Raw genomic sequence first — 22,879 nt, forward strand, 5'->3', positions numbered from 1 at the left:
GCCGTCATCCAGCGTGACCTGGGTGGACACGACCTGCACATCGGGGTCGAAGGCGGGGGTATCGGTCAGGTCGTAGGTGGCATCGACGCCGCTCTGGTGGGTGACGGTGACGATGTGCTGCACCGTGTATTCGTTGGCGGTACCGGCCACGAGTGCGGGTTCACCGACCACGGATTTTTCCACCCGGATGCTGGCGGGGATGTCCTTGAGGGTGAAGCGGCAGCCGATGTTGGCACGGTTGCCGGTGACGAGGAAGGGGCCGTTCTGCGTCTGGCCATCGACGACGTAGGTGTCCTGCAGGGTGCCGCCATCGCAGGCCCAGCTGCCGGTCTGGTAGCCGGGCAGGGACAGGCCGGTGAGTTTATACACGCCGGGGGCCACGGGCACCGGATCGGAGGATTCGGATTTTTTCGGGCTGCGGATTTCCTTGCCCTGGCCGGATGCGGAGACGGTGTTGTCGTCGGCGGTGGCGGTGCCGCCGTACTGGTTGATGATGTCGAGTTTGAGCGACAGGCTCACGGGGGCGTCGCTGTGGTTGATGGTGCAGACCACGTTGTCGCCGTTGGCCAGCGTCACGTCGGCATCGCCTTTTTTGGCATTGCCGCTGTCTTCGGTGATGATGGTGACATCGCGGACCGAAGTACGGCCGGCTGCGCTGCTGCCGGTAGTGCCGGAAACAGTACCCGAAGCATTCGACGTGGCACCGGATGCAGAGCCGCCTGCTGCGCCCTGGGCGGCATCATCCGTGCTGACCGTGCACGACCAGGCGCCCGGTACATAAATGGGTTTGCCGTCGCTGTCGAGCAGATTGGTGGCGTGCAGGCGGTAGCTGCCGGGCAGCACCTGCACCGAGGTTACGGTCGGGGTGCCGGTCTTGCCGGACAGCGCAGCGGTCTGGGTGCTTCCACCGTTTCCGCTGCCACCGTTGCCACCATGACCTGTGTTGCCACCGTTTCCGGCATTGCCGCCATTTCCACCCGATCCGCCATTATTGCCGGAACCACCATTGCCGCCATTCTGGCCGGACAGCGGCCCCGTGGCGCTGAGGTCGAAATCGGCAGCCGTGTTGCTGCGGCCGTTGCTGTTGGTGACGGTATTGATGAGTGTGAGGGTGGCGGGTTTGTCCGCATAGGTCACGGTGCAGCTGGCCTTGTCGCCGTTGAGCAGGGGCAGGGCCAGTGTGGCGGTGTTCACCGTCACGTTGCGTTTTTCGCCGGCGGCATTGGTCACTTCGCATGTCCAGCCGTTCACCTTGTAGCCGGACAGGGTGTTGCTGGCCAGTGTCCAGGTGCCGGCGGTGGCGCCTGCCGCGGTCACGGCGGTTTCATCATTTTTACCGGATTTTTGCGTGGCCGGCACGGCGTTGCCATCGGCATCCACCTGTGTGGCGGTCATCGTTACGTCATTGCTGGTTTTGCTGCCGCCATGGGTGTTGTTGACCACGTTCACCAGCGTGAGCTGCGGTGCGGGCGGGGTTTCGGTGAAGTTGTAGCTGGTGGCCGCCTTGCCGCCCTTGAGCTGGATGTTGCCGATCAGCTGTTCGGTGGTGCTGGCGTCGCCGCCTTCACTGCCGGTTTTTGGCTGGGAGGCGGTGTTGCCGGTGCTGGCGGGGGTGATGCGGGAGAGGGTGTAGGTGCCGGCGCGGATGCCGTTGAAATTGGGAAGGGCCGTGCCACTGCAGTCGCCGTTGACGAAGAAGCGATTGGCGCTGCCGGCGGTAAAGCTGTAGTTGCCGTCATCATCGGTCTGGGTGGAGATCGTGATGGTCTCGCCACGCTCGTTGGTGCCGGTCAGCTTGATGCACTGCTGTCCCAATGGCTTGTTGTACCCGGCGGCGCTGTTGGCGGTGCCGTCCATGTCGATGAAGACACGGCCAGCCACCGAGGCTAACTTGTCGGCGGAAATGGGCACGACTTGCGAGCTGAGGCCGTCCCTGGAGAGCACCAGCAGCAGCGAGCCATTGGGGTTGTCCGAACGGGCCGCTGCACGGTTGGACAGGATGTCCTCGGGTGTGGCGATGAACGAATCCAGCGCCAGATTGATCTTGAAGCCATAGGGCTGGCCGGAGGCCAGCTGGTTCAGTGCCGGGTTGGTGCGGATGGCCGTGACATCGGCCAGACTGTCCGGGCAGCCGGTATTGCTCTGGCCGAATTCGGCGCGACGGCACCATTTGGTGGAACCGCCCGGGATGGCGTTGCTGGCGTCACGCGGGTCGTTGTGGATTTCGGCAGGGTTGCGGCGGGTGTAATAGACCTGCATACCGGGGTCGATTTCCGGCCTTTCCACGGAAACCAGCCGGAAGGCTCCCTTGGCGTATTTCGATTCCGGATGGCGCCCCTTGAATTCACGTGATGCGTCTGCTGTGCCGTCACCGACGAAGGGCAGGATGTCGATGATGTCGGGAACATCATCTTTCTGGAGGTCCTGGCCCAGAGCGTAGAACGTCACGGTGTAGTGGAACGTGTCACCGGGTTCGAAGGTATTTGTGGAGGCCTGTTTGTCCAGATACATGCTGGGGGGCGTTTGCACGCGCACCTCGCTGGTGTCCTTCTTCGAGCAGGCGTCCAGTACGCCGGTCGTCGCGTTCAGCGTGCAGTCCGGCTCGGCGTCGGCGGTGCCGCCCGTGATCGACACCTGGTTCTGCAGGGTGTCGCCGTTGCGCAACTGCAGGGCCATGCGTGCCTTGAAGGTGATCGGCGCCATTTTTGCGCTGTCCTCATTGTCGGCACCAGCATGGGGCATGGCGTTTTCATAGGTCCAGGTCAGGCGGGTCTGGCCGCTGGCCAGTTTTTCCACGGTGGGTTCGGCGGCCTGGTCGCCTTTTCTGGCCGAGCCGGCAATGTACTCAACCCCACTGGGCAGGAGGTCGGTGACCGTGACGGCGGCAGGCTGGGGAGGCAGCGGCGTGGCATAGCGCGGCTGCAGCTCGTATGTCAGCTCGGTTCCTGCCGGCAGAGGCGCCGTACTGGCGTCCGCCGGGCTGACGATCCTGTCCTGGATGCGGGTGATGGTCCGGGCAAACTGGACCTGCAGGTGATCCCGGATTTTGGTGTTCAGCACGTCCATCTGGCTCTGCGGCATGTTGTCGGAGCTGACCCAGGCACGATTGCGCAGTACGGTATTCTCGGCAATGGTCTGCCCCTGCTGCCGGATTTCTGCTTGTGGCCACTGCACGGCGACGGTGCTGGCCCAAGTGTTGCGCAGTTTAAGCCCCTGGGTAAAGAGGTGTGCACTGGCGCCTCCCTGCAGCTTGGGAATGACCAGACGGACGTAGCTGATTTCGCCAGCAGCCCGTGCGGCTTCCGGGGTGTCGTACCAGGTGATGGCTGGGTCGCCGCATGATGCCTGGCTGTAGGCCGAGGAGCCGTGTTCCGAGCCGGCCTCGGCGCGGGGGCCGCGGCCGGTATCGATGGTGCTGAAATACGGGCTGCCACTGTGCACGCCGTACTGGGGATTCACCCGGTCCCCCTTCTCGATGACGCTGCGCCCGCTGAAGTGCGCTCCCAGGTCGAATGCGCTGCGGTCCAGCACATCGCACATGGTGAGGTTCAGAATGCTGACGCTGCCCCGGTTGTTGAAAGTGACGCGGCTGCCTACGTGCTGTCCCGGTGCCATGTAGTCGACGATCTTGTCGCCGGTATAGGCGGGGTCGGGAAGGGTACCCCAGGGCATGGCAACGGTACTGTCCGGGAACCAGATCTTGCTGGCCTCGCCATCGATCTGGTTGATCAGGGGATAGGAATAGGCGTCGTTGCTGGTACGGCCGTTGGTGGCGATCTGCCCGGTGATCGACTGTGCGGAAAAGTTCTTCAGGCGCAGGGTGTGAGTAACGGTGACGGCGCCCGGGTAATCGTTGACGTCGGTCCAGAGAATGACGGCCTTGTTGAATACCCAGAATTCATCGGGCGGAACACTGCCCTTGGCGCGCCGCAGGGTTGGTGTGTGCTGCAGGGTGGTGTCGGTGCCAGTAACGGTAATCTGGATGGTCTGGTTGTCGGGCAGGCCGCTGGCGGTACGCGTGGCCACACAGACGCCCCCTCTGGCCACGGTGGAAGGGTCGGTGCTGTTGACGCCGGTATCGAGCACCTTCTGGTGCATGTTGAGTTCACCGCCGGCCAGGTTGCCGGGGTTGCTGCCACCGCCCCAGGGGCTGCCACAGCCATTGCCGGTGGCAAGGGTGCCGGTCGGCCGGTCCCACTGGTTGGGTGTGTTCTGTGGCGTGCGCCAGTTGTCCAGCCGAACGGATTGTGGGTAGCCGCTGACATCCAGATCGATGACGACGGGTTTGGTCGGGTCCAGCTGCTCGACGCCCTTCTTGCCGTTGCCGTTGGGGTTGCGCGCCAGCAGGCCCACCAGCATGCGGTGATAGAAGCCATCCTTGCCGTCTGGACCACCGCCCTCCTGGAAGGCCGCGGCCTTGGGGCTTCCCGGCCATGTTGTATCGACCACCACGTCGTAGAAAGGAGCGGCCGTGATGGTGAGGGTTCTGGGGAGTGTGGCGGGGGAGATGGTTGCCGTGTTGACGGAGCCGACTTTCAGCGTGGGGGCCGGCATCTGGGTGTTGTTGGGGGTGCTGCCCAGAATGGTGGCGCGGAACAGGCCGGAGCTGGTGCCCGGGGATCCGCTCTGGTCTGGAATGCGGCAAGTAAGAGTCTGGCGGTCTGACGATATGGTGGAGCCGGGGGCGCAGTCGGCGGGGGCGATGGTGGGCCACTGGGCCATGGGCTTGCCGTTGGCCATGCTGGGCAGCGTCAGCGTGATGCTGGCTCCCTGGGTAGTGCCGTCGTGCGAAATGGAGACCTGATAGGTCACTTCATCGTTGGTGCGCACCCGTCCGTTATTAGGGCCGGTATCCATGCCGTTGTCGTCCGTGGGATCCCAGCCTGCGGTGCCGTCGCTTTTCAGTTCGTAGGCAACATTGACCAGGGCAGCGTGCACGGGGACGCTCCACAGCGCCAGCGCAGACACGACGGCTGCAGCCAGAGGCTTGCGGATGAGGCGGGGAGGCTTGGCTGCCGGGGCACGCGGGGCGCGGACGGGGCGCTCGGGATGGGTTGTCATCGGGATCACCAGGGGGGGAGAAATGCGGGGGCAGCGGCGTGTTGCGCCGGCGAGACGCACACGCTGCTGCTGCCAGTGTTCGTGAGGAAACAAACGGGATGATTGCCGTCTGGTTCGGTATCGAAGGGATGATGCCGCCATTCATCCCCGGGATGGGCGGTGGATGGCCCTTGCGTTGCCGTGGTGCAACCGGGGGCTGATGGGTGTGGCTTCGGTGGGGATGGGTGGTGCGGCTTCGATGACGTTCAGTACCGCGTTCTGGAAAGGGGCTGCCTGGCGCTGTCGGTGCCCTGCTGGCGGGGACGCGAGGTGAGGCGTCCCTTGCTGTCGAAGGTGAGGGCGGGCTGCGTCTGTTGGAGGGGCGTACCGGTGTTATGGTGTTTTTCGGTTGCTCCGCTGCCGGCAGGGGGCAGGGGGCCTTCGGTCTGCACGCTGGTGGCCGGGCCTTGCGCCTGACGGGCCTTGACCTGTTCGATCACCGCGTTGCTGCACGAGCCTTCGATGAAGTCGGCGCGGTGCAGCATGCCCTTGCGGGCGTCGATGAAGAGGCTGTTGGCATCGCCCACGTTCTGCGGGCTGCTGGTGACGAGGCGGCTTCTGCGGGGCAGGGTGCGGCTGTCGACCTTCAGGACGTGGGTGCGGGGGCGCAGGCCGCAGTGGCTGTATTTGCCCTGTTCGTCGGAGACGAGCCAGGTGCCGTTTTCCAGATACAGGCGCACGCCGGGGATGCCCAGTTCTTCGCGGTCCTTGATGGAATTGCCGTTGCAGTCGACGAAGATCTGGCCGGCCAGGCACGCTTCTTCGGAGAAGATGCCGCCGGTGACCTGCACTTTCCAGCGGGATTCGTTGGAGCAGTCGGCCAGGCCGGAGGGGCTGCGGGGGGCAACGCACTGGATGTGGGCACGGTTGATGCCGTCACCTTCCTGTGAGCCGACGCCGGCACGCAGGCGGTAGGTGATCAGCACATCGCGGCTGCTGGTGCCTGTGCTGCCCGTCAGGCGGCTGCCGGTGGTGTCCGGGTTGCCGGTGCCGGCCGCCGTGTTGCCTGCCGTGCTGCTGGCGGTTGCGTTGCCGGTGGTGCTGCCCGGCATGTCGATGCGGTCCAGGGTGATGCGCAGTTCGCGGCTGCTGGCCATTTCCACGTTCGTGGCGGTGGCGTTCTGCACGCGCACGGAGCCGGGTTCTAAGCGGAAGCCGCGCGGCAGCAGGTCCACGACCACGGGTTTGATGGCCGGGGTGTTGCCGGTGTTGCGGATGCGCAGGCGATAGGCCACCTGTTCACCCAGTTCGACGCTGCGCAGGCCGCTGGATTTCTCGATGACGAGGGTGGTGGATTCGATGGGTTCCGGTGTGTCCACGCACGCCTGCGAAGTCAGCGGGGTGCTGTTGATGGGCTGCAAGGCACCGTCGTAGTGGGTGAGGCTGACGGTGTTGTGCAGGCCATTGCCGCCGGTGGCCGAGCCTGTGGAGGAGGCGATGGAACCGGTGGCCGCGGAGGTGGTCGCGACGCTGCCCGTTCCGGTGCCGGTGCCCACGGCGGTACCTGTGGCGGTATTTGTGGCGCCACCCGTTGTGCAGCGGTTGTTGTGTGTGCTGCTGCCGAAGGGTACGCGGATGCGGCTGGTCATGCGGTAGACGTGCCGGCCGCTGTGGCCGGTGGTGGTGTCCTGCATTTTCAGGACACGGCGGCTGGCGAGCGGCCACTGCACGGTGCCATTGGTCAGTGTGATGGGGGTGATGTTCAGTGGCTGCAGGCTGTTCTGGCCGCGGCTGGTGCGTGAAGGTGTCTGGCCCGTGCGGTTGTCGTTCGCTGCGCTGGGGGTAGCGTTCGTGCGCAACGACTGGCCATCGCGTCCGGTGCGGCTGGCGCTGCCTGCGTCGTCATCGCCGTCATCGCTTTCCAGCGTGATCTGGGTGGACACGACCTGCACATCGGGGTCGAAGGCGGGGGTATCGGTCAGGTCGTAGGTGGCATCGACGCCGCTCTGGTGGGTGACGGTGACGATGTGCTGCACCGTGTATTCGTTGGCGGTACCGGCCACGAGTGCGGGTTCACCGGCCACGGATTTTTCCACCCGGATGCTGGCGGGGATGTCCTTGAGGGTGAAGCGGCAGCCGATGTTGGCGCGGTTGCCGGTGACGAGGAAGGGGCCGTTCTGCGTCTGGCCATCGACGACGTAGGTGTCCTGCAGGGTGCCGCCATCGCAGGCCCAGCTGCCGGTCTGGTAGCCGGGCAGGGACAGGCCGGTGAGCCTGTAGACGCCGGGGGCCACGGGCACCGGATCGGAGGATTCGGCTTTTTTCGGGCTGTGGATTTCCTTGCCCTGGCCGGATGCGGAGACGGTGTTGTCGTCGGTGGTGGCGGTGCCGCCGTACTGGTTGATGATGTCGAGTTTGAGCGACAGGCTCACGGGGGCGTCGCTGTGGTTGATGGTGCAGACCACGTTGTCGCCGTTGGCCAGCGTCACGTCGGCATCGCCTTTTTGGGCATTGCCGCTGTCTTCGGTGATGGGGGTGACATCGCGGACCGAAGTATGGCCGGTTGCGCTGCTGCCGGAAGCGGTGCCCGAAGCAGCACCTGAAGCTGCGCCGGATGCAGCGGCATTGGGTGATGCACCTGAAACCGTGCCGGATGCCGAGCCGCCCGCTGCAGACTGGGCTGCATCATCCGCGTTGACCGTGCACGACCAGGCGCCCGGTACGTAAATGGGCTTGCCGTCGCTGTCGAGCAGGTTGGTGGCATGCAGGCGGTAGCTGCCGGGCAGCACCTGCACCGAGGTCACGGCCGGGGTGCCAGTCTTGCCGGAAAACGCAGGGGTCTGGGTGTTGTTGTCGCCGCCATTCTGGCCGGACAGCGGCCCCGTGGCGCTGAGGTCGAAATCGGCAGCCGTGTTGCTGCGGCCGTTGCTGTTGGTGACGGTGTTGATGAGCGTGAGGGTGGCGGGTCTGTCCGCGTAGGTGATGGTGCAGCTGGCCCTGTCACCGTTGAGCAGGGGCAGGGCAGGGGATGTTCCTGCCAGTTTCGTCTCGCGCTGTTCGCCGCCCTGACGGGTGATGCTGCATGTCCAGCCGCTGGTGGTGTAGCCGGGCAGGGACGTACTGTCCAGTGTCCAGATACCGGCGGTCACGGTGGCGGCGGTTACGGCGGTGTCTCCGCTTTTGCCGGATTTTCGCGTGGCCGGTTCGGGGCTGCCATCGGCCTGCTGGCGGGTGGCGGCCAGTGTCACGTCATTGTGGGTGTGGCTGCCGCCGTGGGTGTTGCCGACCGTGGCGGTCAGCGTGAGTTGCGGCGCCGGTGGTACGTCGATGAAGTCGTAGTGGGTGGCCGCCTGGCCCCCCTTGAGCGAAATGTTGCCGATCAGCTGTTCGGTGCTGCTGGCATCGCCGCCCGCGCTGCCTGCCCTGGGGCGGGAGGCGGTGTTGCCCTGGCTGGTCGGGGTGATGCGCGACAGAGTGTACTGGCCGCCACGAATGCCGTGGAAGCGGGTCAGGGCCGTGCCGCTGCAGTCGCCGTTGGGGTAGATGGCACGCGTGCCGTTACTGGCGTTTGTCTGGGGCGTGGCGCTGTGGGAGGCTGCACTGGTGGAAGAGGCGCTGCTGGAGGTGGTATTGCCGGGTGTGGTGCCACTGGAGGTGCTGCTGTCCGGTGATCCATTGCCGGCCGCTGACTCACGGCTGCCGTCGGGTGCAAGGCTGTAGTGGCCGTCGGCGTCGGTGCGGGTCGAGAGGGTGATCGGGCGTTGCCGGTCGTCGGTGCCGGACAGGCGGATGCACTGGCCGGCCAGCGGCCTGTTGTGTTCGGCGCTGCTGTCGGCCTGTCCGTCCATGTCCAGAAACACGCGGCCGGAAATGGCGGCCATCTGCCCGGCGCCGGGTGATACGACACGGGTGTTCAGGCCGGCATCGGAGAGGGCCAGCAGCAGGTCGCTGGCACGGTTGTCCGGCCGGGCGGCTGCCTGGTTGGCAAACAGGTCGCCGGGCTGGGCAATGACGGGGTCGCTGGCCATGTGCAGGACCAGGCCATAGGGCTGGTTCGAGGGCAGGGTGGCCAGGGTGGGACTGGTGCGCACCGCCGTGGTTTCGGCGATGGTGGCCGGGCAGCCAGCGGTGCCGAACTCGGCTTCGCGGCACCACCGGGTGCTGCCGCCGGGAATGGCGTTGCTGGCGTCGCGCGGGTCGTTGTGGATGTCGCGGGGCGCGCGGCGGGTGTAGTAGATCTCCATGCCCGGATCGATGGCCGGCCTGTCCACGGAGACGAGGTGCCAGGCACCGGTCTGGAAGCGGGAGGCGGGCTGGCGGCCCTCGAAGGCGCGGCTGGTGTCCCGGTTGCCATCGCCTGCATGGGGCAGGATGTCGATGATGTCGGGAATGTCCACCTGCTGCAGGGCTCTGCCCATCGAGTAGAAGTCGATGGTGTAGGCAAAGGGGTCGCCGGGTTCGATCTGCGCGGGTTCGGTGCGTTTTTCGAGGGCAAAGCCGGGCGGGGTGCTGATGCGCAGTTCGCTGTCGCTGCGCTTGGTGCAGGCTGCGAGGTTCCCGGCGGCATCGCGGGTGCAGTCGGGTACGTCATCGGCTGCGCCGCCCGAGATGATGGCCTGGTTGCGTACCGAACTGCCGTTGGTCAGTCGCCGGCTCAGCCGGGTCCGGAAGGTGATGGCTGGCAGGCGGGCGGCATCGTCTCCGTCGGGGCCGAAATGGGGGGTGACGTTTTCGTAGGTCCACGTCAGTTTCGTCTGGCCGGTGGCGGTGTCCGTTTCCACGACGGGTTCGTCCGGCTGGCCACCGCGGGTGCCCGAGCCGGCCTGGTAGACGAGGCCAGCCGGCAGAAAGTCGGTGACGGTCACGGTGCCCGGCTGCGGGGGCAGCAGGGTGGCGTAGCGCGGCTGGAGCCGGAAGGTCACGATCTGGCCGGCGGCCAGGGGCTGGGTGGCGGCACTGGCGGGTTCAATGATGTCGTTGTTCACGCGCGTGATGGTCCGGACCCGTTTGACCTGCAGGTGATCGCGCAGGGCGGCAAAGCGCTGGACTTCCGTGACGGGCATGTTGTCGGCATGGACCCAGGCACGGTTGCGCAGCACGGTGTTCTCGGCAATGTCATCGCCCTGTACGCGGGTGCCGGCCTGCGGTGCCAGGACCTGGACGGTACTGGCCCAGGTGGTGCGCAGTTTCAGGCCCTGCACGAACAGGTGATAGCCCTTGCCGCCGGCCTGGTGGGCCAGCGTGGCACGGATGTAGGTGGGGCCGCCGGCGGCCCGGGCCTTTTCCGGCCGGGTGTACCAGACGATGCCGGGGTCATTGCAGGTGGCCCGGCTGTAGTCGGAGCGCCCACCGGGGGATGTATCCTTGAAGGAGGGGCCACTGGCGCTGTCGGTGCTGGCAAAGTACGGCGAGCCCGGGCGTACGCCGTATTCCACGGTGCCCTGGCCACGCCTGTCGTTGTACACGTCCCAGGCGCTGAAGTGGCTGCCCAGGTCGAAGGCCGAGCGGTCGATCACCTCGCACAGGACGATGTTCCGGTAGGCCACGCTGCCCCGGTTGCTGAAGGAGATGCGGCTGCCCACGTGCTGTCCCGGTGCCATGTAGTCGACGATGGCGTCTTCCCTGTAGGTGGGCTCGCGCACCGTGCCGCCTTCCGGCAGGGTCAGCGAGGTATCGGGAAACCAGATCTTGCTGGCGCGTCCCTCGATCTGGTTGACCAGCGGATAGGTGAAGCTGTCGTTGCTGGTGCGTACGTTCTGGATGGGCTGTCCGCTGAGGGAGCGGGCGCTGATGGCGGCCAGTTTCAGGGTGTGGTCGATCTGCTGCTGGACGGGGTAGTCGGCAATGTCGGTCCAAAACACGACCGCCTTGTTGGACACCCAGAAATCGCTGGCATCGATGGCAAAGCTGGGGTGCTTGTGGGTAGGGGTGTGCTTCAGGCTGGTGTCGATGCCGCTGATGCGGATCTGTACGCGCTGGCTGGTGGGCAGACCGTCGGCCGTGCGGGTGGCCACGCAGGTGCCCCCGTTGGCGACGATGGTGGGGGTGTTGCCCGTGTCCGGCCCCAGGTCCAGCACGCGCTGGTACATGTTGAGGGGGCCACCGGCCAGCAGGCCCGGTGTGCTGCCGCGTACCCAGGTGCTGCCGCAGCCCTGGCCGGTCTGGAAAGAACCGGAAGGGCGGTCTGCCGCGTTGGGGGTATTGGCGGCCGTGCGCCAGTTGTCCAGGCGTACGGACTGCGGGTAGCCGCTGACATCGAGGTCGATGGTGACGGGCTGGCCGGGGTCGAGCGCTTCGACGCCCTTCTTGCCGTGGCCGCCGGGATTGCGTGCCAGCAGGCCCACCAGCATGCGGTGATAGAAACCGTCCCGGCCCCCGGGGCCACCGGCTTCCTGAAACGCGTGGGCCTTGGGATCACCGGGATAGGTCCTGTCGATCACCACGTCGTAGAAGGGCGCGGCGCTGATGGTCAGCGGGCCGGGCAGGGCCGGTGGCATCACGGCCGGGGCGTTCTGTTCGCCCGCCTGCAGGGTAGGGGCCGGCATGGCGGTGCCATTGGCCACGGTGCCGAGGATGGTGGCCCGGAAGTCGGTGGCCTGGGTACCCGAGCCGGAAAAGTCGTCCAGCACGCAGGTCAGGGTCTGGTGGTCGGCCGAGACGCTGGAGCCGTTGGCACAGCCTTCCACGGCCTTCGGCCATTCGGCCATGGGGGTGCCATCGGCCTGTTTCGGCAGGGTCAGGGTGATGCGCGCGTTTTTCGTGCCGCCCGAATAGGAAATGGCCACCCGGTAGGTGACTTCGTCGTGGGTGCGCACGCGGCCGTTGCGGGGGCCGCTGTCCAGGCCGGGGCCGTCGCTGCCGTCCCAGCCCGGGGTGCCATCGGCTTCGATGGTGTAGGCCACGGCGGTCAGGGCGGCGTGGGCGGGCGCGCCCCACAGGGCCAGTGCCGCCATGACCGCAGCCGCCAGCGACTGCCGGCGGGGCAGAGGGCATGCGCCGGTGATGCTGCCCGGATGCGTGGCTTTCATCGATGACGGGATGGGCTGCCCGCTGGCAGGCGGCTGGTGTGCGGCGTGGATGGAGGAAGGCGCGAGCGGGACTACTGTTTGCGTCATGTGTCAGCGGTCCAGCGTGCGGTTCACGTCCGGATCGTTGCCGCTGAACAGCCGCTCGTCGAACTTGAAGCGCAGGCGCAGGTAGGCGCCCCGGCTGGTGTATTCGGAACCGGTCAGGTCGTGATCGCGGAAGCCCGTCCAGTTGTAGCCGGCCGACAGCCACAGGTTCGAGGTGAGCAGGTAGCCGATTTCGGCACCGGCTGCATTCTGGCTGTTCAGGCGCGGGCTCCACAGGCGGTAGGCCAGTGCGCTCACGTCCCAGCGCTCGGTCAGCCCGTAGGTGATGCGGCCACCGGCCAGCCAGGCGCGGAAGGTGCTGCGACCGGCATCGGCAAAGCGGTCGGTCTGGCGCTTGCCGGCCAGCCGCCCGGTCAGCCACCAGGTGCGGCTGGGGTGCCAGTCGGACACGACGCTGGCGATGTGTTTTTCATAGCCGTCGGATGCGGCCTCCGTGTTGCCGGCGTCACCGGTGCCCAGCACAGGATCGCGCCGTTTCCACCATTCGTAGCGGAACAGGGTGTTGGTGCGGTTGGTTTCGGTGTCGCGGAAGGCCAGACCCAGCTGAAAGCGGTTTTCGTAGCGTTTGGGGGCGTTGCCGTCGAAGTCGTTCAGCAGGTAATAGTTGCGGATCAGCGCTGTCCAGTCTTCGTTCAGTTTGCGCGACAGGCTGAGGGTGGACAGCCAGCTGTCGTAGCCGCGCAGGTACGGATCGGCCTGCGCGGTGGTGTTGCCATCGGTCACGCGCTGTCCGCCGGTGTGGCGCCATTCCAGCCGGTTGGCAACCTGCCACAGGCCGTTGGGTTTCCACTGGAGGCCGGTGGTGATGGCGGTGGCGTTGCGGTCGGTGCCGTCGAGCACCTTCAGGTGTTCGGCGCCGGTCTGCAGGCTGAGTTTCGGCGAGATGCGCCAGGTGTTGCGGATGCCGTTGGCCCACTGTGCCTGTTTTTCGCTGATGGCGTCGTACATGCGGTATTCGCTGTAGACGTTGCCATCTTCCATGTATTCGGTGTCGATGCCGAACACGAAGGCGCTGCTGCGGTAGGGGCTGGCCTTGCGGGCGCCGGTCAGCGGATCGACCACGGTGCTGCTGGTGGCCACGCTGGACAGGCCGGTGTTCCATTCGTAGCGGCCGAACAGACGGGTCTTTTCCTTGAGCTGGTAGCTGGTGCCGAGGGCAGCGCGGCGGTGCTCGCGGTGCGAGACATCCTGCTCCACTTCGGCGCCGATGCGCCAGCGGGTGACGGGCAGGATGGACAGGCCGATCTGCGCGGCGGTGTATTCGACGGGCACGCCGGCCAGGCCGGTGCCCACACTGCTGCCGTAGCCGGTGCTCCAGCCGCTGCCGGTGTTGTAGAGGGTTTCGCCGCGGATCGGGTCGAGCGCGCTGTTGCTGCTGCCGTACAGGCCGCCGCCGAAGCCCTGATCGACCACGCCGACGCCGTAGGGCGCGGTGAGGTTGCTGGCGGTGACGAGGCCGCCGGTGGCGGTGGTGCCGGCCTTTTCATCGACGCGGTTGGCGCCCAGCTCCAGACGCACCTTCGGACTCAGGTCCAGCTGGACGCCGGCCTGGATCTGGGTGCGCTCGGCCTGGGTCTGGCGGTCCTCGACGAAGTTGCCGCGGGTGTAGACGGCCACGCCGATCTGGCTGTCGGGCTGTGACGTTGAGGTGCTGCAGCCGTCCGTCGCGGAGGCGCGGTCCTGCGTGCCGTCGTTGCGGCCGGTGTGGGCGTGGGTGTCCTGGGGCGAGCAGTCGTCAGGACTCGTGCCAGTGCCAGTGCTTGTGCTTGTGCTTGTGCCGGTGCTCGTGCCTGTGGTTGCCGTGGGATCGTCATGCTCGCTGCCGGATTGCGCGGCGGCTGCGAGGGTCGCGGCTTCTCCGGCATGGCGGTTGGCTTCGGCCACGGCAACGGCCTCGCGCAGGATGCGCCGGGCCTCCAGGCCGGCCTGGCGCTGGCCGCCGGCAAAGGAGGAAGCGGGGTTGTTGAAGCCTTCGTCGCTCTGGCCATACCAGACACCGATGGCGCCCCGGTCGCCCTCGTAGCCGGCTTCGGCACGCCAGGCATTGCCGGCGACCTGGCCGTCACCGCCTGCGAGCTTCGTGGGGTCGAGGTTGTAGCGGTGGCCGCCGACGGCATCGGCGGTGGTTTTGGTGCGGGCGATTTCGGCGCGCGCCCAGCCTTTGTCACCGAGCGTGGTGCCGACGTTGGCGCTCCCCATTTCGAACGGGGCCAGCGGGTTGCGGTCCTTCACCCAGGAGCCGCCCATGTCGCTGCCCTCGGTGGGCTGCACCTGGCCGCTGACGCCGTAGACCCAGTAGCGCTCGCCGCCCTGGTCCACCTCGTAGGTGATCCGTACGGACATGGGGTTGAGGTTTTCATCCAGTGAGGGGACCGGGCGATTGAGCAGGATGCGGCCGCTGAAGGGCTCGAAGGTGTAGTCGGTGAAGCGGGTCAGTGGCTGGGTCTTCAGGATGCGCGACGGCGCATGCCGGTCACGGGTGACCAGCACGACCTGTTCGGTGCCCACCACGGCACTGGCTGCGTTGGTGACGGTGTAGGGGCCCGAAATGCCACGCCCCGGAAACTCTTCCACCACCTGGCGCAGGCTGTCGTAGGCGGCAAAGCTGTCGAAGAAGCCGCGCCTGCCTTCCACGTGGCCGCGCACGCCGGTCAGGGCGCGTTCGTACTGGCCGAGGTCGCGGCGCTGCAGGCGGGCCACGCGCCCCTGGCCGGCCCGTTCGGAAAAGCCGCTGCCGGTGACGATGTCGCCGTACAGCAGGTAGTTCCTGTTCTTGTCCAGCCGGACGTAGAGGCGGCTGTTGCTCTGGGCATCGAACCCGGTCTGGCTGCTGTCGCCGTAGACGGGGTACCAGCGCTCGGGGTCGAGGTCGCGGAACAGGCGGTCGTTGTCGGGATGTTCGCTGTCGTAGGCCATGGTCAGCAGCGTGTCGCCGCGCACCTTGCCCTTCAGGAAGAAGGCGCTCTGGGCGGCGGCGCTGCGCTTGCCATCGTGGCTCTCGCGGCTCCAGGTGCGGATCTGGTCCTCGAAGCCGTCGCTGGGGCGGGCTTCGTCCAGACGCAGGGAACGGTCACGGCGCAGCGAGATCACGCCCTCCACGAAGCCCACGGCGATCATGTCGCGCAGCTCGGGCACGAAGTCGATGTCGCCCATCACCTGCACGGGGCCGGCGGACACGCGCAGTTCCACCGTCTGCGGCGCGGCCGGTGCCAGCAGCAGCACGGTGGCATGGCCATTGTTCAGTGCCACGCGCATGCCGGGTTCCAGCGGATTCAGGTCGGCCGGGAACAGGCCCTTCTCGTCGCTGCGGGCACCAGGCAACTGCAGGCGGCCGCCGGAGGTTTCGATGTCGACGAAGGATTCGCCGCGCACGGCCTGGTTGTCGGCATCGAAGGCGCGGATGGTCAGCTTGACCGGGCTCTGGCCGTCGGCGGGCACGTCGTTGCGGTCCACCTCGACGGTGATGCGGGCAATGCCATGCTGCAGTGGGGCCACGGGCGGTTCGGCCAGCACACCGATGGGTGTGTCGGGCACGGTGACGCGCTGCAGGTCGACGTGGCTGGAGTCCAGCGGGCTGGTGACGGGTGTTTCGGCCCAGACGGCCATGGGGGCGAGGGCACAGGCGCCGAGCATGGGGGCCGTCCAGCGCAGGGCGCGCCTGCGTACGCCCGGTGGTGCCATGCGCGCCTGCGCCGGGTGATTGCGGGATCGGTCGACCTGGTTGTGCTGCTTGCCGCTCATTCGGGCCCTCTGTGTGGGAATGCCTGCCGGTTGAATCCGGCCCGGGCTGCGAAAAACCGGCGTGTCGCAGGGGCGGGTCGGATATCTTTTGCCGTGACAGGGAAGGGATGGTTCGCTGCCGACGGATTTTCATTGTGCGTATTTTTGGGGCGGCAGCCCATGGCACGGGGCCTGTGTTTCGGCAACAAACAAACGGTTTTTCCGGGCCTTTCGACTGGTGGGAATCACGGGGCGATGAGTGGCCGGGCGCTGTTTGCGCGGAGCGGGATGGTTTTTGGGTGATGTGGTTTTTGTGCTGTATTTGTGAATGACAAGGGAAATGGCGGTGAGCGCAGATGGCCGGCTGGCGGGGAGAGGATGGCCGGTGGAATGCGTTGTTTTTCTGGGAAGTGTTGCCTGCGGCTGGCGCACGCACAAAAAAACCCGCCGGAGGGGCGGGTTTGGGCTCGATGCGCAGGTGAGGCTCAGCCTTTGGCGGCGTCGTAACGGCGGGCCACTTCGTCCCAGTCGATCACGTTGTAGAACGCGGCGATGTAGTCGGGACGGCGGTTCTGGTAGTGCAGGTAGTAGGCGTGCTCCCACACGTCCAGGCCCAGCACCGGGGTGTTGCCGCTCATGCCGGCCACCTTGCCCATCAGCGGGTTGTCCTGGTTGGGCGAGCTTTCGACCACCAGCTTGCCATTGGCATCGACCGACAGCCAGGCCCAGCCGCTGCCGAAGCGGGTCAGCGCGGCCTTGGTGAAGGCGTCCCTGAAGGCATCGAAACCGCCCAGGTCACGGTCGATGGCGCTGGCCAGTGCGCCGGTGGGCTTGCCACCCTTGTTGGGGCCCATGATGGACCAGAACAGGCTGTGGTTGGAATGGCCGCCACCATTGTTGCGCACGGCGCCGCGGATGGCTTCCGGCAGGTTGTCGAGGTAGGCGATGAGGGCATCCACCGGCTCGTCGGTGGCGATGCCGGCGCCTTCCAGGGCGGCATTCAGGTTGTTGACGTAGGTCTGGTGGTGTTTGGTGTAGTGGATTTCCATCGTCTGCGCGTCGATGTGGGGTTCGAGCGCATCGTAGGCGTAGCCCAGTGTGGGCAGCGTGTAGGCCATGGTGTTCTCCTGAAGCAGGGAAAGTGGGTGAGGAAGGTTAGGGCGGTTCGTGCACCCGTTTGCCCGTGCGGGGCGGAATGGGTTCACGACATGCGCCGTGCCGGCCATCCCGGAGCGGCCGGCGGATAGGGGCGATATCAGACCCGTTTGAAGATCAGGGTGGCGTTGGTGCCGCCAAAGCCGAAGCTGTTGGACATGACGGCGTCGAGCGACACGTCGCGGTTCTCGCGCAGGATGGGCATGCCCTCGGCCTTTTCGTCCAGTTTCTGGATGTTGGCACTGCCGCAGGCAAAGCCGTTCTGCATCATCAGGATGGCGTAGATGGCCTCGTTGGAGCCGGCGGCCCCCAGCGCGTGCCCCGACAGCGACTTGGTGGAGCTGATCGGCGGGATGTCGTTGCCGAAGGTGGCGCGGATGGCCTCCAGCTCCTTGGTGTCGCCCACCGGGGTGGAGGTGCCGTGGGCGTTGATGTAGTCGACCTTGCCACCGTGCTGGGCCAGGGCCATCTGCATGCAGCGCACGGCGCCCTCGCCGGAGGGCTGGACCATGTCGTAGCCGTCGGAGGTGGCGCCGTAGCCGGTGAGTTCACACAGGATGTTCGCGCCACGGGCTTTCGCGTGTTCGTACTCTTCCAGCACCAGCATGCTGCCGCCGCCGGAGATGACGAAGCCGTCACGGTCGGCGTCGTAGGCGCGACTGGCCACCTCGGGGGTGTCGTTGTAGCGGCTGGACAGGGCGCCCATGCCGTCGAACAGCATGCTCATCTGCCACGATACTTCCTCGCCGCCACCGGCGAAGACGATGTCCTGCTTGCCCAGCTGGATGAGTTCGGCACCGTGGCCGATGCAGTGGGCGCTGGTGGAGCAGGCCGAGCTGATGGAGTAGTTGACGCCCCTGATCTGGAAGGGCGTGGCCAGACAGGCCGAGACGGTGGAGCCCATGCACTTGGTGACGCCATAGGCACCCACGCGCTTGACGCCGCTGGCCCGCAGCGTGTCGGCCAGTTCGACCTGCGACGACGAGGAGGCGCCGCCGCTGCCGGCCACGATGCCGGTGCGGATGTTCGAGACCTGTTCCGGCGTGAGGCCCGCCTGGGCGATGGCTTCCTTCAGGGCGATGTAGGTATAGGCGGCCGCATTGCCCATGAAACGCACGACCTTGCGGTCGATGTGTTCCTTCGTGTCGATGGCGATGTTGCCGGCCACCTGGGAGCGCAGGCCCATTTCCCGGTAGGTTGGGTCGGAGGTGATGCCGGACTTCAGGCCGCGCAACGACGCCAGGACTTCCTGGCAGTTGTTGCCCAGGCTGGAGACGATGCCGATGCCGGTGACGACGACGCGTTTCATGCTATGGCTCCCGGATGCTTGCGTGACGGGCGATGTGAATGCTGCACAGGAAGGAACAGGGGGCAGGAGGGCTGGTTAGAAGTCATCCGTGCTGGTGAACAGACCCACACGCAGGCCGTTGCCTTCGTAGATCTTGCGGCCATCCACGCTCATCTCGGCGTCGGCAATGCCCAGCACCAGTTTGCTGTTCATCACGCGCTTCATGTGGATGTGATAGGTGATCTTCTTGTGGGTGGGCAGGACCTGGCCGCTGAACTTGACCTCGCCGCAGCCCAGCGCACGGCCGCGGCCGGGGGCACCGGTCCAGCCCAGGTAGAAACCGACCAGCTGCCACATGGCGTCCAGCCCCAGGCAGCCGGGCATGACGGGGTCGCTCTCGAAGTGGCAGCCAAAAAACCACAGGTCCGGGCTGATGTCCAGCTCGGCGATGATCTCGCCCTTGTGGAACTTGCCGCCCGTTTTGTTGATCTCGACGATGCGGTCGACCATCAGCATGTTGGGCAGGGGCAGGCGGGCATTGCCGGGGCCGAAGAGCTGGCCCTTGCCGCAGGCGATCAGTTCTTCCTTGGAGTAGCTGTTTTGGGGGGCGAACGCGGTCATGTCAGTCCTTGAAACGGGCGGGCTGGCCGTCGGGCTGACGGGCCAGGAGGCCACGGGGCCCCCTTGTGCGGATCCGCCCGTCGTAGAGGCCGATTTCAGTGGAAACCCTCAATGTTATGCGCAAATTGCCCTTTCTTGATGAATCAGGGTGTGTTGCCGGGTTTTTGCTGCAGTGTGGCCGGGCCGAAGGATGCCTGCAGGGCCGCCCCGCTGTCAAACCGGACGGGGTCCCGGCGCCCCTCGTCCGATGATTGTGTCACGCCTGCCTGACAGCCGGTTGGCGAGAAACTGCGCCAGGCTTGTGCCAGACGCACGTTGCCGGTGCAGGTACAAGTGGCCGGTGCAGGTGCAGATGCATATGCCGGTACAGGTGCCGGTATGAAAGCCCGCACAGCAGTGCCCGCGCTTTCGGCCGTGGCGGCGGGCAGGGGAGAGCCCCATCAGGGCTGGGTGGCCGCTGGGGCTACGCTGGCCCCATGAATATGATGGGCCTGCAGGGCGGCGGCCACGGCGCCGCTGGCCTTGGCGTGCTCGACGAAGCTCTTCAGTAGGCCGGCGGCGCGCTCGCTGCGCCCCTTCGGCAGGCCCATGGCCTGTTCGATCACCATGAAGCGGCCGGGCAGCAGGCGCAGGCCGGGCACGCGGGCGGCGTCGGCTTCCAGCTGCTGGCGCACGCCGGCGGCCACGTCCAGCCGGTCGGCCATGAAGGTGTCGACCACGGCCTGGGAGGAGGCGGCGCGCACCAGGGTGGCATGCCGGATGTTCCGGGTGAGCCAGAGGTCGTAGGCACTGCCCTTGCCGACCACGATCCGGTGCCCCTCGGCATCGACCTGGGCATTGTCGGTCAGCGGAGAGTTTTTGAGCACCAGATAGGCGCCCTCGATGAGCACATAGGGTGCCGTGAAGCCGATGCCGGCCCCGCGCTCCGGGTCGATGGCAAAGAAGCCGATGTCGGCCCGCTCCTCCGTGACGGCGGCCACGGCCTCGGCCGCGATGTTCACCGGGATCAGGTCCAGCTCCACCCCCAGCAGGCGGGCGAGGCTGCGGGCCAAATCGACCGAGACACCAGCCGGCTCGGGACTGTCGGGCTGACGGTGGGCCAGCAGGGCGTTGCCGAGGTTGATGACGGCGCGCAGGCGGCCGGTGGGGACGAGTTCTGCGACGAGGGCGGGATCATCGATGGCAGCGACGGTCATGGGTGGTCTCCTTGCATATGATGACGTGTGTTTTTGCAATATGGGATGAAAGGCGTGCCTTTCGGCAGAATGTCCTTTCCCTGGCCGGTGGCCCGGGCCCATTGTGCGGATCCGGCCCGTACGGGTAAAGACAGGGATTGACCGGAGCCGGCCGCTGCCGCCCGTTACGGCCGATGCCGGCAATGGCGGCAGATCCTGCAAAAACGCAGCGTACAGCGCGGTTGTCGGGGAAAGAGGGTGGATGCCGTCTGTCCGGTGCCGTGGCGTTGCCGGTGCATCGGGCAGGACGAAACCGTCAGCCTAACAGCCGGATGTTTCTCGCACGTGATGTTTCATGAGCATGGGTGATGGATGCAAAATAACTGCGGGCGGCCGCCGGGCACAGGGCGCTTCAGGAGCGCAGTCCCATTGATGCATGCTTCATGCGACGCACATGTCCCGATGGGTACGTGTCATGGGTACATGTCTTTGGGGTATGCGCCTCATGGATGCATCTGTCCCGCGCAGGTTCCGTTCTTCATCAACATGTCGCCGGTGCGGGTTGGCCGGCATTTTCGGAGACAGAAAACCATGTCAGCTTCCGGTTCTGATCCCTCGAAGCGTTCGCCCTGGTTCCATCAGCTGGGCTGGTGGGTTGCCGCCCTGCTGGGGGCGTGGGCGCTGGGGGTGGTGGCACTCTCGCGCGGAGAAACCATCAACGCCCTGTGGGTGGTGATTGCCGCCGTCTGCGTCTATCTGATCGGTTACCGCTATTACAGTCTGTTCATCGCGGACCGGGTTCTGGGGCTGGATGGCACGCGGATGACGCCGGCCTGGAAACACAATGACGGGCTCGATTTCGTGCCCACCAATGAATATGTGCTGTTCGGCCACCATTTTGCAGCCATTGCCGGGGCCGGGCCGCTGGTGGGGCCGGTGCTGGCCGCGCAGATGGGTTATCTGCCGGGCATGCTGTGGATTCTGGCGGGCGTGGTGTTTGCCGGTGCGGTGCAGGATTTCATCGTGCTGTTCATTTCCGTGCGCCGCGATGGCCGTTCGCTGGGCGATCTGGTCAAGGCCGAACTGGGGCCGGTGCCGGGCGTGATTGCGCTGGTCGGCACGTTCATGATCATGGTGATCATCCTGGCCGTGCTGGCCCTCATCGTGGTGAAGGCACTGGCGCACTCGCCGTGGGGGCTGTTCACGGTGTCGGCCACCATTCCGATTGCCATTTTCATGGGGGTGTACCTGCGCTACATCCGCCCGGGGCGCATCGGCGAGATTTCGCTGATCGGCTTCGTGCTGCTGATGCTGGCCATCATGCTGGGCCAGAACGTGGCCGAGAGCCCCACCTGGGGGCCGATGTTCGACCTCGACGGCAAGACGCTGACCTGGATCCTGATCGGCTATGGCGCAGTGGCCTCCATCCTGCCGGTGTGGCTGCTGCTGGCCCCGCGTGACTACCTGTCGACTTTCCTGAAGATCGGCACCATCGTGGGCCTCGCCCTGGGCATTCTGGTGGTGGCTCCCAGCCTGCAGATGCCGGCCGTCACCAAATTCATCGACGGCACCGGCCCGGTGTGGTCGGGCGACCTGTTCCCGTTCCTGTTCATCACCATTGCCTGCGGGGCGGTGTCGGGCTTCCATGCGCTGATCTCGTCGGGCACCACGCCCAAGCTGCTCGAGAACGAGCGTCAGGCCCGCTTCATCGGCTATGCGGGCATGCTGATGGAATCGTTCGTGGCCATCATGGCGCTGGTGGCGGCCTCCGTCATCGATCCGGGCGTGTACTTTGCCATGAACAGCCCGGCGGCACTCATCGGCACGACCCCCGAGGCGGTGGCCCAGACGGTCTCCAGCTGGGGCTTCGTGATCACGCCGGATGTGCTGGTGGCCACGGCGAAGGATGTGGGCGAGCACACCATCCTGTCGCGGGCCGGTGGCGCACCGACGCTGGCGGTGGGCATGGCGCAGATCCTGCACCAGGCCATTGGCGGCAAGGCGATGATGGCCTTCTGGTACCACTTCGCCATCCTGTTCGAGGCGCTGTTCATCCTGACGGCGGTCGATGCCGGTACCCGTGCCGGCCGCTTCATGCTGCAGGACCTGCTGGGCACGGTGGCACCGTCGCTGCGCCGGACCGACTCGCTGATGGCCAACCTGGTGGCCACCGGCCTGTGCGTGGCGGCCTGGGGCTACTTCCTCTATCAGGGCGTGGTCGATCCGCTGGGCGGCATCAACACGCTGTGGCCGCTGTTCGGCATTGCCAACCAGATGCTGGCTGCGGTGGCGCTGGTGCTGGGTACGGTGGTGCTCTACCGCATGAAGAAAGACCGCTATGTCTGGGTGACCATCCTGCCCACCATCTGGCTGCTGGTCTGCACGCTGTCGGCTGGCTGGGAGAAACTCTTTCACGAGAACCCGAAAATCAGCTTCCTCGCCCACGCCCGCAAGTATTCGGAGGCGCTGGCCGAACAGAAGGTGCTGGCGCCGGCCAAATCGCTGGAACAGATGCAGCAGGTGCTGTTCAACGATTATGTCGATGCAGCGCTGTGCGGCCTGTTCATGCTGGTGGTGGTGAGCGTGGCGGTGTTTGGCGTGAAGTCCGTGATGGAGGCCCGCCGTCGTCCCGAACCCTCCACGGCCGAAATGCCGTATGAACCGCTGCCGGCCGAGGCGGCCGCCGGTCCGGGAGGACACTGACATGGCGGAGGGCAAGCACGAAGCCGCGACCATTGCGGCTGCAG

The 22,879-nt window shown here is 66.3% G+C and carries 8 protein-coding genes; 1 reads left to right on the forward strand and 7 read right to left on the reverse strand.

What is annotated here, in order from left to right; translation table 11 throughout:
* The 7 genes from EHV23_RS00860 to EHV23_RS00890 all read right to left on the reverse strand — a co-directional run.
* On the reverse strand, nt 1–5,061 hold a 5,061-nt coding region (locus EHV23_RS00860; protein ID WP_203228840.1), incomplete at its 3' end, for a hypothetical protein.
* A gap of 245 nt (nt 5,062–5,306) precedes the next feature.
* The gene (locus EHV23_RS16315; RefSeq protein ID WP_125094301.1) at nt 5,307–12,155 is read right to left on the reverse strand and encodes a DUF11 domain-containing protein; all 6,849 of its coding nucleotides are present in this window, start codon (nt 12,153–12,155) and stop codon (nt 5,307–5,309) included.
* A gap of 3 nt (nt 12,156–12,158) precedes the next feature.
* Nucleotides 12,159–15,914 (reverse strand): hypothetical protein, encoded by a 3,756-nt coding sequence (locus EHV23_RS00870; protein ID WP_125094302.1) that lies wholly within the window; start codon nt 15,912–15,914, stop codon nt 12,159–12,161.
* Between the two features lie 464 nt (nt 15,915–16,378).
* The gene (locus EHV23_RS00875; protein WP_125094303.1) at nt 16,379–17,011 is read right to left on the reverse strand and encodes a superoxide dismutase; all 633 of its coding nucleotides are present in this window, start codon (nt 17,009–17,011) and stop codon (nt 16,379–16,381) included.
* 137 nt (nt 17,012–17,148) lie between these two features.
* Complete coding sequence (fabB, locus tag EHV23_RS00880; RefSeq protein ID WP_125094304.1) at nt 17,149–18,357, reverse strand: beta-ketoacyl-ACP synthase I; 1,209 nt, start codon at nt 18,355–18,357, stop codon at nt 17,149–17,151.
* Between the two features lie 75 nt (nt 18,358–18,432).
* Nucleotides 18,433–18,957, reverse strand: coding sequence for a 3-hydroxyacyl-[acyl-carrier-protein] dehydratase FabA (fabA, locus tag EHV23_RS00885; protein WP_125094305.1), 525 nt, complete (start codon nt 18,955–18,957; stop codon nt 18,433–18,435).
* Between the two features lie 440 nt (nt 18,958–19,397).
* On the reverse strand, nt 19,398–20,153 hold the full coding sequence (locus tag EHV23_RS00890; protein WP_125094306.1) for a transporter substrate-binding domain-containing protein: 756 nt from the start codon (nt 20,151–20,153) through the stop codon (nt 19,398–19,400).
* A gap of 570 nt (nt 20,154–20,723) precedes the next feature.
* On the opposite strand from EHV23_RS00890, the gene EHV23_RS00895 reads away from it, so the two are divergent.
* Nucleotides 20,724–22,835, forward strand: a complete 2,112-nt coding sequence (locus tag EHV23_RS00895) for a carbon starvation CstA family protein (protein ID WP_125094307.1) — start codon at nt 20,724–20,726, stop codon at nt 22,833–22,835.
* Nucleotides 22,836–22,879 lie beyond the last annotated feature (44 nt).

The organism is Lautropia dentalis (assembly GCF_003892345.1).
GTDB lineage: Bacteria > Pseudomonadota > Gammaproteobacteria > Burkholderiales > Burkholderiaceae_E > Lautropia > Lautropia dentalis.

Coding starts and splice junctions, on each gene's coding strand:
- EHV23_RS16315 (WP_125094301.1), bottom strand. CDS start 12,155: ATGACGCAAACAGTAGTCCCGCTCGCGCCTTCCTCCATCCACGCCGCA.
- EHV23_RS00870 (WP_125094302.1), bottom strand. CDS start 15,914: ATGAGCGGCAAGCAGCACAACCAGGTCGACCGATCCCGCAATCACCCG.
- EHV23_RS00875 (WP_125094303.1), bottom strand. CDS start 17,011: ATGGCCTACACGCTGCCCACACTGGGCTACGCCTACGATGCGCTCGAA.
- fabB (WP_125094304.1), bottom strand. CDS start 18,357: ATGAAACGCGTCGTCGTCACCGGCATCGGCATCGTCTCCAGCCTGGGC.
- fabA (WP_125094305.1), bottom strand. CDS start 18,957: ATGACCGCGTTCGCCCCCCAAAACAGCTACTCCAAGGAAGAACTGATC.
- EHV23_RS00890 (WP_125094306.1), bottom strand. CDS start 20,153: ATGACCGTCGCTGCCATCGATGATCCCGCCCTCGTCGCAGAACTCGTC.
- EHV23_RS00895 (WP_125094307.1), top strand. CDS start 20,724: ATGTCAGCTTCCGGTTCTGATCCCTCGAAGCGTTCGCCCTGGTTCCAT.